Genomic DNA, 10,731 nt, shown 5'->3' with positions numbered 1-10,731 from the left:
AAGCCGAAATACAAAAATCCACCTCCATACTAATCGATACCCTATGCGCAAGTACCTTGCGGCTATGCCAATCAATCACAGCACATAAATAAACAAAGCCTTTTGCCATAGGGATATACGTTATATCAGTAGACCACACTTGATTACTGCGCTGAATAGCCAATCCTTTGAGCAGATATGGATATTTACGGTGAGCTTGATTAGCCTGGCTTAAATTTGGTTTGCAATATAACGCCTGAATACCCATTTTCTTCATTAAAGTACGTGTATGACGTCGTCCTATATGATGCCCTTGACGATTCAACAAATCACGCATCATACGACTGCCTGCAAAAGGATATTGCATATGTAATTCATCAATACATCGCATCAGCTTCAGATCTGATGAGCTAACAGGTTTTGGGCGATAATAATAACAACCACGAGAGACTTTCAGTAACTTAGCTTGTTTAGATACTGAAATCTGAAGTGAGTGATCGATTAACTTTTGTGGTTGAAGCGGCCCAGTTTCTTCAACACACCTTCTAAAAAATCAATTTCTAATGCCTGCTCACCGATTTTTGCATGTAACTTTTTAAGATCAATGGGAGGTTCTGATGGAGCTTTTGATTGATCGAAAGCTTGTGAGGAAGCTGAGATCAATTGATTTTTCCAGTCAATAATTTGGTTTTGATGAACATCAAACTCAGAACTCAATTCAGCAAGTGTTTTTTCTGCTTTGATCGCAGCAAGTGCTACCTTAGCCTTAAAGTCGTTTGAATGATTTCTTCTTGGTCTACGTGCCATAAAATACTCCATATATTGATGTTTATAACATCATTTGAGGAGCAGAGTATCACTTATAGGAGTTGTTCAAATTTCCGGATCCATCTCTAAGTGAGGAGGAAATGACTCTTACTATTCAGATGTTGTTTCAAGCTTTTTTTGATTGATAGAGTTTTATGTATTAAACTCTATATTGAAAGTAAATATATTGTAAAAATAGTATGTTATTTACTAATTGATTAAATTATTTACACTTATTCTGTATAATGCTCTATGAATTCATTACTTATTTTTTTAAATTAAAAATCATATGCAAAGCTTAAATGATGAAGAGTGTCGCCAAGTTGAAAGTGTAAAACAGCTTTTACAAAAAAATTTTAAAGATAAGCTTTATGCTATTTATTTATATGGTTCGTATGTTGATGGTGGTTTAAAACATAAAAGTGATCTTGATATTTTAGTTATTATTGAACGTGAAATTACCGATCAGGAAAGAAAACAATTAGCGCAGAATTTTCTAAATATATCTGTTCCGATTGGTCATGCTACAGCGCGTGCCTTAGAAATTACGATATTAGAAAAAGGGAGTATTACCAATAAAAATCATCCATATACATATCAGCTACAATATGGCGAGTGGTTGAGAGAAGAATTACTCAAAGGTGAATTACTTTATAGTCAATCTGATCCAGATATTAGTATTTTACTTAAAACTGCCCAATTACATAACATTACTATCTTTGGACCTGATATTTGCGATTGGTTAAATCCAATTAGCTATGAACAATTAATATTTGCCATGCAAAAAACTTATCCACAAATTATTGCTCATTGGAAAGACGATCAGGATGAATGTAATCAAATTTTAGCGCTATGCCGTATAGCTTATACATTAGATCATAAAACAATAGTTGCCAAGGATGTTGCTGCGACATGGTTTTTAGAATTCTTAAGTCAGATAGATCAAGACATTTTGCAACTCATAATAGATGAATATATTGGGCAAGGTCATGAGCAATGTTGGTTAGTTTTACATGATCAGCTTGCTAAAATTGTTAAAGAATTACAGCATAAAATTGAACCACTACTTTTTAACTGATGTGGAAGTAATGGATATGCTTCTTAGATTATTACCTCACTATATCTCTAAATACCGAAGAGACTTGATATTGCAAAGGGGGGCGTGGTTGGAGTTGCATGAAGATTTTAAATAAAAGCGGAGGAACTAGGGTAAAAGTTGCCAAAAAGTTTCTTCTGAAATGACTTTTATATTATGACGTTTAAGCAAAGCGGAGGTAACTCCATTGCCATAGATCTTATTCCCATTAAATTGACCATCGTAAATCATTGAACTACCACATGAAGGGCTATTTTCTTTAAGCACTACCAGAGTAGCTTTTAATAATTGAACTTTTTTTAAAGTTCTATATGCCCCTTCAATATAGATTGAAGTCACATCCTTTCCTGATTTTTCAATTACACAGGCTTTTCCATCTAAGACATCATCGCCATTACCTCCCGAAATCTCGGCAGGTTCGCGTGGTGTTGATAAACCGCCAAGAATCTCTGGACATACCATAGTAGCTTTTCCATCTTTGACTAATTTTTCGATTTTTTCGTTTAAGCTATGCGTCCCGTTATAACGTACCTTTAAGCCAGCCAGACAAGAACTTACTAAAATCATATTTCCTCTATGAAAAAGATATGTATCGATTTGCTATTTAGCCAGTACCTATTATTTTTTAAAATTAATAGGTTAGTGCTATGGATAAAACAAGAATTTAAATATGATCAATGCAAAGTGAGTTATTTTTTTTCTAACCCACAAAGCTTATAGATTAGTTTGATCCTTTTTGTTTAGAAAATTTATCAACAGTGATGTGTGCTGAATTAGCAGGAGACTTTCACTTGGGAGATTCTAGGCAGCTAACCGATAAAAGTCTTCTGCCATTTGATTTGGTGTCTTAAAATCCAAGCCTTTTTGAATTCTTCGCTGATTATAAAATAACTCTATATATTTTGTAATATCCGCTTTGGCTTCTTCCCTTGTTTTGTAGTTGCGATGATGGACTAGTTCATTTTTGAGTATGCCCCAGAAACTCTCTATCGGTGCATTATCAAAGCAGTCGCCTTTTTTGCTCATTGAACCCTGAAAATCAAATTTCTCAAGTAAGTTTCGATATTCATTACTGCAATATTGGCTGCCTCTATCTGAATGTACAATGAGATCTTTAGCAGGTTTCTGATTGCGAATAGCCATATTCAATGCATCACAAACAAGCTTGGCTGTCATGCGCTCATTTAAGCTATAGCCAACAACCTGTTTCGTGTAAAGATCTTTGACAGCTGCCAAGTACAACCAGCCCTCAGCCGTCCAAATGTAGGTAATGTCACTCGACCACGCAAGATTAGGCTTCGTCATTGAAAACTGTTGCTTGAGTAAATTGTCATAAATAGAACGGTTGTGATCACTGTTCGTGGTTCTTTTGAAACGCTTATGGCGCTTACAATACAACTGATTTGATTTTTTTATTTGGCGCACAGCATACGTACTTATTTTGATACCTTGCGCTTGTAAATGCTTGGTTAATCGAACATAGCCATAGCTTTGTTTGGTTTCTTCATGGGCTATTTTGACCAAAATTGTCTGCTGATTTCGCTGAATTGATCTTTTACTCATGCCTCGCTTTAGCCAATCATAAAAGCGAGAAACGGATACACGAAGTAATCGAGCCATTAAAATAATCGGAAATAAGTGGCTTTGCGATTTCATATAGGCGTACCTCACTGACTTTCTTTGGCAAAGTACGCTGCTGCCTTTTTTAAAAATTCACGTTCCATTTCAGCTGTTTTGAGCTGTTGTTTAAGCTTCTTATTTTCTTCGAGTAAGGCGTTTAGATCGGGCGAATACTGTTTTGTGCCTGCTAAAGTTCCAGCCTTTGCTTTGTTATTCCAGTTCGAAAGGGTTTGCATTGAAATGCCAAGTTGTCTAGCGGATTCCGATACATTACCTTGGTTCTCTTCAATGGCTTTTATGGCTTCAGCTTTAAATTCTGCGGTGTAAGTCTTCTGTTTCTTGCTCATGGTAAACTCCTAATGAGTATGTATAGTTTACCAAGTTAAACCCTCCTGTTTTTTAAGCACACATCAATAGAGTGGGAGTGACGGGCACTGGCTGGCAATGTCTAGCAACGGCAGGCATTTCGGCTGAGGGTAAAAGAACTTTCCGCTAAGCGATAGACTGTATGTAAACACAGTATTGCAAGGACGCGGAACATGCCTCATGTGGCGGCCAGGACGGCCAGCCGGGATCGGGATACTGGTCGTTACCAGAGCCACCGACCCGAGCAAACCCTTCTCTATCAGATCGTTGACGAGTATTACCCGGCATTCGCTGCGCTTATGGCAGAGCAGGGAAAGGAATTGCCGGGCTATGTGCAACGGGAATTTGAAGAATTTCTCCAATGCGGGCGGCTGGAGCATGGCTTTCTACGGGTTCGCTGCGAGTCTTGCCACGCCGAGCACCTGGTCGCTTTCAGCTGTAAGCGTCGCGGTTTCTGCCCGAGCTGTGGGGCGCGGCGGATGGCCGAAAGTGCCGCCTTGCTGGTTGATGAAGTACTGCCTGAACGGCACTGTTGCAAATAGTCGGTGGTGATAAACTTATCATCCCCTTTTGCTGATGGAGCTGCACATGAACCCATTCAAAGGCCGGCATTTTCAGCGTGACATCATTCTGTGGGCCGTACGCTGGTACTGCAAATACGGCATCAGTTACCGTGAGCTGCAGGAGATGCTGGCTGAACGCGGAGTGAATGTCGATCACTCCACGATTTACCGCTGGGTTCAGCGTTATGCGCCTGAAATGGAAAAACGGCTGCGCTGGTACTGGCGTAACCCTTCCGATCTTCGCCCGTGGCACATGGATGAAACCTACGTGAAGGTCAATGGCCGCTGGGCGTATCTGTACCGGGCCGTCGACAGCCGGGGCCGCACTGTCGATTTTTATCTCTCCTCCCGTCGTAACAGCAAAGCTGCATACCGGTTTCTGGGTAAAATCCTCAACAACGTGAAGAAGTGGCAGATCCCGCGATTCATCAACACGGATAAAGCGCCCGCCTATGGTCGCGCGCTTGCTCTGCTCAAACGCGAAGGCCGGTGCCCGTCTGACGTTGAACACCGACAGATTAAGTACCGGAACAACGTGATTGAATGCGATCATGGCAAACTGAAACGGATAATCGGCGCCACGCTGGGATTTAAATCCATGAAGACGGCTTACGCCACCATCAAAGGTATTGAGGTGATGCGTGCACTACGCAAAGGCCAGGCCTCAGCATTTTATTATGGTGATCCCCTGGGCGAAATGCGCCTGGTAAGCAGAGTTTTTGAAATGTAAGGCCTTTGAATAAGACAAAAGGCTGCCTCATCGCTAACTTTGCAACAGTGCCATTTTAAGCGTTATGCTAAGCCCAGGAAGCCGCAGGATCTTTTGAACCACAACTGCATTAACGTCCGCTATTCTGATACGAGTGGATTGTACGCCTGGGAATTCGAGAAAGATGCTCAGAAATTCAGTCTGAAAGTCAAAGGGCAATATATTGCGAACAGCACGATTCATCAGCTCGATGCAGCATTAGACGGGCTGGGGATTGCCTATATTCCCGAGTATGTTGCAGATGGATATATCAAAAGCGGCAAGCTGATTGCTGTTCTGACCGAGTGGTGTCCATATTTTGACGGCTACCATATTTATTATCCTCACCGCCGACAGGATTCTCCTGCGTTTATGGCTTTTCTGCAAGTTTTGCGTGACAGGTACAATAATGGAATAAGATAAATTTATGAGTAAAGGATTATGTCCACGATAAGCACCTGGGTCGATTCCTGGGAGGCGGCCATGAGGGTAGGGAAGCGCCGTCCCGTCAAGTCAGCGTAATGCTCTGCCAGTGTTACAACCAATTAACCAATTCTGATTAGAAAAACTCATCGAGCATCAAATGAAACTGCAATTTATTCATATCAGGATTATCAATACCATATTTTTGAAAAAGCCGTTTCTGTAATGAAGGAGAAAACTCACCGAGGCAGTTCCATAGGATGGCAAGATCCTGGTATCGGTCTGCGATTCCGACTCGTCCAACATCAATACAACCTATTAATTTCCCCTCGTCAAAAATAAGGTTATCAAGTGAGAAATCACCATGAGTGACGACTGAATCCGGTGAGAATGGCAAAAGCTTATGCATTTCTTTCCAGACTTGTTCAACAGGCCAGCCATTACGCTCGTCATCAAAATCACTCGCATCAACCAAACCGTTATTCATTCGTGATTGCGCCTGAGCGAGACGAAATGCGCGATCGCTGTTAAAAGGACAATTACAAACAGGAATCGAATGCAACCGGCGCAGGAACGCTGCCAGCGCATCAACAATATTTTCACCTGAATCAGGATATTCTTCTAATACCTGGAATGCTGTTTTCCCGGGGATCGCAGTGGTGAGTAACCATGCATCATCAGGAGTACGGATAAAATGCTTGATGGTCGGAAGAGGCATAAATGCCGTCAGCCAGTTTAGTCTGACCATCTCATCTGTAACATCATTGGCAACGCTACCTTTGCCATGTTTCAGAAACAACTCTGGCGCATCGGGCTTCCCATACAATCGATAGATTGTCGCACCTGATTGCCCGACATTATCGCGAGCCCATCTATACCCATATAAATCAGCATCCAGGTTGGAATTTAATCGCGGCCTCGAGCAAGACGTTTCCCGTTGAATATGGCTCATAACACCCCTTGTATTACTGTTTATGTAAGCAGACAGTTTTATTGTTCATGATGATATATTTTTATCGGCACTGTTGCAAATAGTCGGTGGTGATAAACTTATCATCCCCTTTTGCTGATGGAGCTGCACATGAACCCATTCAAAGGCCGGCATTTTCAGCGTGACATCATTCTGTGGGCCGTACGCTGGTACTGCAAATACGGCATCAGTTACCGTGAGCTGCAGGAGATGCTGGCTGAACGCGGAGTGAATGTCGATCACTCCACGATTTACCGCTGGGTTCAGCGTTATGCGCCTGAAATGGAAAAACGGCTGCGCTGGTACTGGCGTAACCCTTCCGATCTTTGCCCGTGGCACATGGATGAAACCTACGTGAAGGTCAATGGCCGCTGGGCGTATCTGTACCGGGCCGTCGACAGCCGGGGCCGCACTGTCGATTTTTATCTCTCCTCCCGTCGTAACAGCAAAGCTGCATACCGGTTTCTGGGTAAAATCCTCAACAACGTGAAGAAGTGGCAGATCCCGCGATTCATCAACACGGATAAAGCGCCCGCCTATGGTCGCGCGCTTGCTCTGCTCAAACGCGAAGGCCGGTGCCCGTCTGACGTTGAACACCGACAGATTAAGTACCGGAACAACGTGATTGAATGCGATCATGGCAAACTGAAACGGATAATCGGCGCCACGCTGGGATTTAAATCCATGAAGACGGCTTACGCCACCATCAAAGGTATTGAGGTGATGCGTGCACTACGCAAAGGCCAGGCCTCAGCATTTTATTATGGTGATCCCCTGGGCGAAATGCGCCTGGTAAGCAGAGTTTTTGAAATGTAAGGCCTTTGAATAAGACAAAAGGCTGCCTCATCGCTAACTTTGCAACAGTGCCAGTTTTATTACGAACGTGTTTTGGGTGGACAACGGAAAACATATTTCATCGAAAGACCAAAAAAAGAAAAAACACTTCCTGTTGTGATGAGTGAAGAAGAAACCATTCGGGTACTACGCGCTATTGAAAACGTGAAACACAAGGCTATTCTGATGACTATTTATTCGGCAGGTTTGCGCATTTCTGAATGTATAAACCTGAAAATAAAAGACATTGACTCCAAGCGCATGCAAATTCGTATAGAACAGTCAAAAGGAAAAAGAGATCGTTATACCATTTTATCTGAGAAAACATTAATTATTTTAAGAACATACTTTATGGAATATAAACCAAAAGATTATTTATTTGAAGGTCAAAAAGGTGGCGCATACTCAAGCCGAAGTATTCAAAACATTTTTAAAGCAGCTGTTTTAAAAGCAAAGATTCAAAAGGAAGTTACTGTACATACCTTACGACATAGCTTTGCAACGCATTTGCTTGAGAATGGTACGAGTTTACGTTATATTCAATCGTTGTTAGGTCATTCAAGCAGTAAAACAACTGAGGTTTATACACATATTACCACCAAGGGAATGGAACAATTAAAAAGTCCGATGGATTTGTTAGATATATAGAAAGGATTTGTATATTTGAGCAAAACTTAACAAAAAGCACTATGAATATAAATCCTTTTGAGAGAGTAGAAACGAACGGTAAACGGTTGAAAACGGATTTGTCACTGATAATGAAAGGTTTAGCAAAATAAGATATAGTGGATATATACGCCATTTGGCGTATAGCCACTTGTTATGTGCCATTTTTGAATGACAATGCGAATAGATACGGACAAACAAATGAATTTACTTAGTGATAAGAACGTTGCAATAATTGGTGGTGGACCCGTTGGACTGACTATGGCAAAATTATTACAGCAAAACGGCATAGACGTTTCAGTTTACGAAAGAGACAACGACCGAGAGGCAAGAATTTTTGGTGGAACCCTTGACCTACACAAAGGTTCAGGTCAGGAAGCAATGAAAAAAGCGGGATTGTTACAAACTTATTATGACTTAGCCTTACCAATGGGTGTAAATATTGCTGATGAAAAAGGCAATATTTTATCCACAAAAAATGTAAAGCCCGAAAATCGATTTGACAATCCTGAAATAAACAGAAATGACTTAAGGGCTATCTTGTTGAATAGTTTAGAAAACGACACGGTTATTTGGGATAGAAAACTTGTTATGCTTGAACCTGGTAAGAAGAAGTGGACACTAACTTTTGAGAATAAACCGAGTGAAACAGCAGATTTGGTTATTCTTGCCAATGGTGGAATGTCGAAAATAAGGAGCTTTGTTACCGACACGCAAGTTGAAGAAACCGGTACTTTCAACATCCAAGCTGATATTCTTCAACCGGAAATAAACTGTCCCGGATTTTTTCAGCTATGCAACGGCAACCGATTAATGGCGGGACATCAGGGCATTTTATTGTTTGCCAATCCCAATAATAATGGTGCATTGTATTTAGGAATTAGTTTTAAAACGCCCGATGAATGGAAAAATAAAATTCCCTTAGATTTTCAGGACAGAAACAGCGTTGCCGATTTTTTATTGAAAAGATTTTCCAAATGGAGTGAAGTTTACAAACAATTAATACGTTCGGTATCAACATTTCAATGCTTGCCCACAAGGAAATTTCCTTTGAACAATGATTGGAAAAGTAACCGTCCATTACCCATAACAATGATTGGCGATGCTGCTCATTTGATGTCGCCTTTTGCAGGACAGGGTGTAAATACGGGATTATTGGATGCTTTGATATTGTCTGAAAACCTTACAAACGGAGAATTTACAAGTATTGAAAATGCCATCGAAAACTACGAACAACAAATGTTTGTTTATGCAAAAGATACGCAGGACGAATCGACAGAAAACGAAACCGAAATGTTTAGTCCCAATTTTTCGTTTCAAAAATTATTGAATCTATAAACAGTAAGAAAAAACGGCTACTAACAAGCAGTTTTGCAATAGTGGGGCAGAAGTGCAAAATTGAACTTGTGTGCTTCTATCAACTTTTGTACATTAGCTGCCAGTTTAAGATGGGTGCATTTGAGTATGCCCAAAGGAGCCCGCAAGTATGCGCAGGACGAAGCCAGTAGCCGCGCCGATGGTGGCGCGGGTCTATCTGCGCGTCAGCACCGACGCGCAGGACTTGGAACGCCAAGAGGCGATCACTACGGCCGCGAAGGCCGCCGGCTACTACGTCGCCGGCATCTACCGTGAGAAGGCATCCGGCGCACGCGCCGACCGGCCTGAGCTGCTGCGCATGATCGGCGACCTACAGCCCGGCGAGGTGGTCATTGCCGAGAAGATCGACCGCATCAGCCGCCTACCTTTGCCCGAGGCCGAGCGCCTGGTGGCCTCGATACAGGCCAAAGGCGCACGCCTGGCCGTCCCTGGCGTGGTCGATCTATCCGACCTGGCGGCCGAGGCCCAGGGCGTCGCCAAGATCGTGCTGGAAGCCGTGCAGATCATGCTTTTTCGCCTGGCCTTGCAGATGGCCCGCGACGACTACGAGGACAGGCGCGAACGCCAGCGCCAAGGCATTGAGTTGGCCCGCCAGGCCGGGCGGTACAAGGGCCGCCGTGCTGATCCGAAGCGCCGCGCCCAAGTTGTCGCGCTGCGCAAGTCCGGCTACAGCATCAACAAGACCGCCGAGCTGGCCGGGTACAGTGCGGCCCAGGTGAAACGGATATGGGCCGAGGTCAGCCAGGCCGAAGCGAAGCAGCACGGCGCGTTCGTGGAGGACGCATTGACGGAAGCCGATGCCCTGGCCGCTGTCGGCCAGGATGAGCGCCAGGAGGAAAGGGCATGAAGAAGCCGAACCAAGACGACGAGCCGTTTTTCATCACCGAGGAGATTGCGGCCGAAATGATCGCCGGCGGCTATGAGTTCGAGCTGCCGCCCATTCCTTGCACCATCCGCCTACGCGACGTGCTGGAGCGCATGACCGATGCTGAGCTAGCATTGCAGCCGGGCGAGATCGCCGACCAGGAGCGTGAACGCTGCCGGCGCAAGCCGTGTTCAACCTCATGATCTGGTCATGGTATTTTTCATGGCACTGAGCCTGATAGTTCTTGCAAATTGTTGTCACTAAAGGGTTTTGTGTGCTTGTTTACAATCGAGTGGGAGTGACGGGCACTGGCTGGCAATGTCTAGCAACGGCAGGCATTTCGGCTGAGGGTAAAAGAACTTTCCGCTAAGCGATAGACTGTATGTAAACACAGTATTGCAAGGACGCGGAACATGC

At 43.3% G+C, this 10,731-nt stretch carries 11 protein-coding genes and 2 pseudogenes; 9 read left to right on the top strand and 4 right to left on the bottom strand.

Features of this window, described 5'->3' with window-relative positions; all coding sequences use genetic code 11:
* Nucleotides 1-798, bottom strand: a pseudogene (locus FTV18_RS15210) (IS3-like element ISAba14 family transposase); the annotation flags it as partial.
* Nucleotides 799-1,075: 277 nt separating this feature from the next.
* On the opposite strand from FTV18_RS15210, the gene FTV18_RS15205 reads away from it, so the two are divergent.
* Entirely contained in the window at nucleotides 1,076-1,864 is a 789-nt protein-coding gene (locus FTV18_RS15205) for an aminoglycoside adenylyltransferase domain-containing protein (protein WP_038350081.1), read from the top strand.
* A 126-nt stretch (nucleotides 1,865-1,990) separates the two neighbouring features.
* On the opposite strand, the gene FTV18_RS15200 is transcribed toward FTV18_RS15205, so the two are convergent.
* Both FTV18_RS15200 and FTV18_RS15195 read right to left on the bottom strand, forming a co-directional pair.
* On the bottom strand, nucleotides 1,991-2,449 hold the full coding sequence (locus FTV18_RS15200) for a DUF523 domain-containing protein (protein ID WP_077170035.1): 459 nt from the start codon (nucleotides 2,447-2,449) through the stop codon (nucleotides 1,991-1,993).
* Between the two features lie 234 nt (nucleotides 2,450-2,683).
* A protein-coding gene (locus FTV18_RS15195; RefSeq protein WP_119285041.1) for an IS3 family transposase occupies nucleotides 2,684-3,849 on the bottom strand; the annotation gives its coding sequence in 2 pieces (ribosomal slippage) (nucleotides 2,684-3,591 and nucleotides 3,591-3,849; 1,167 coding nt in all).
* Nucleotides 3,850-4,041: 192 nt separating this feature from the next.
* Here FTV18_RS15195 and FTV18_RS15190 point away from each other — a divergent pair.
* The 3 genes and pseudogenes from FTV18_RS15190 to FTV18_RS15180 form a co-directional block, all read left to right on the top strand.
* Nucleotides 4,042-4,395 (top strand): annotated as a pseudogene (locus FTV18_RS15190) (transposase zinc-binding domain-containing protein); the annotation flags it as partial.
* 61 nt (nucleotides 4,396-4,456) lie between these two features.
* Nucleotides 4,457-5,161 carry an IS6-like element IS26 family transposase gene (locus tag FTV18_RS15185; RefSeq protein WP_163451784.1) on the top strand — a complete coding sequence of 235 codons (705 nt, stop codon included), beginning with the start codon at nucleotides 4,457-4,459 and terminating at the stop codon, nucleotides 5,159-5,161.
* Between the two features lie 39 nt (nucleotides 5,162-5,200).
* Nucleotides 5,201-5,602: a LysR substrate-binding domain-containing protein gene (locus FTV18_RS15180; protein WP_001183556.1), complete on the top strand. Its 402-nt coding sequence runs from the start codon at nucleotides 5,201-5,203 to the stop codon at nucleotides 5,600-5,602.
* Nucleotides 5,603-5,738: 136 nt separating this feature from the next.
* Here FTV18_RS15180 and FTV18_RS15175 read toward each other — a convergent pair whose 3' ends face one another.
* Entirely contained in the window at nucleotides 5,739-6,554 is an 816-nt protein-coding gene (locus tag FTV18_RS15175; RefSeq protein ID WP_000018323.1) for an APH(3')-I family aminoglycoside O-phosphotransferase, read from the bottom strand.
* A 129-nt stretch (nucleotides 6,555-6,683) separates the two neighbouring features.
* Between FTV18_RS15175 and FTV18_RS15170 the strand changes: the two genes are divergently transcribed.
* The 5 genes from FTV18_RS15170 (at nucleotide 6,684) to FTV18_RS15150 (ending at nucleotide 10,517) form a co-directional block, all read left to right on the top strand.
* Nucleotides 6,684-7,388 carry an IS6-like element IS26 family transposase gene (locus FTV18_RS15170; RefSeq protein WP_001067855.1) on the top strand — a complete coding sequence of 235 codons (705 nt, stop codon included), beginning with the start codon at nucleotides 6,684-6,686 and terminating at the stop codon, nucleotides 7,386-7,388.
* Nucleotides 7,389-7,460: 72 nt separating this feature from the next.
* Nucleotides 7,461-8,054, top strand: a complete 594-nt coding sequence (locus FTV18_RS15165) for a tyrosine-type recombinase/integrase (protein WP_205779272.1) — start codon at nucleotides 7,461-7,463, stop codon at nucleotides 8,052-8,054.
* Nucleotides 8,055-8,243: 189 nt separating this feature from the next.
* The gene (locus tag FTV18_RS15160) at nucleotides 8,244-9,410 is read left to right on the top strand and encodes a tetracycline-inactivating monooxygenase Tet(X3) (RefSeq protein ID WP_024160783.1); all 1,167 of its coding nucleotides are present in this window, start codon (nucleotides 8,244-8,246) and stop codon (nucleotides 9,408-9,410) included.
* 148 nt (nucleotides 9,411-9,558) lie between these two features.
* Nucleotides 9,559-10,296, top strand: coding sequence for a recombinase family protein (locus tag FTV18_RS15155; RefSeq protein ID WP_001366550.1), 738 nt, complete (start codon nucleotides 9,559-9,561; stop codon nucleotides 10,294-10,296).
* Nucleotides 10,293-10,517, top strand: coding sequence for a hypothetical protein (locus tag FTV18_RS15150; RefSeq protein WP_000743213.1), 225 nt, complete (start codon nucleotides 10,293-10,295; stop codon nucleotides 10,515-10,517). The genes FTV18_RS15155 and FTV18_RS15150 overlap by 4 nt, the downstream gene beginning before the upstream one ends.
* The last annotated feature ends 214 nt before the right edge of the window (nucleotides 10,518-10,731 follow it).

This window comes from Acinetobacter sp. YH12241, from assembly GCF_013417535.1.
Classification (GTDB): domain Bacteria; phylum Pseudomonadota; class Gammaproteobacteria; order Pseudomonadales; family Moraxellaceae; genus Acinetobacter.
This window is presented reverse-complemented; position numbering and strand designations above follow the sequence as displayed.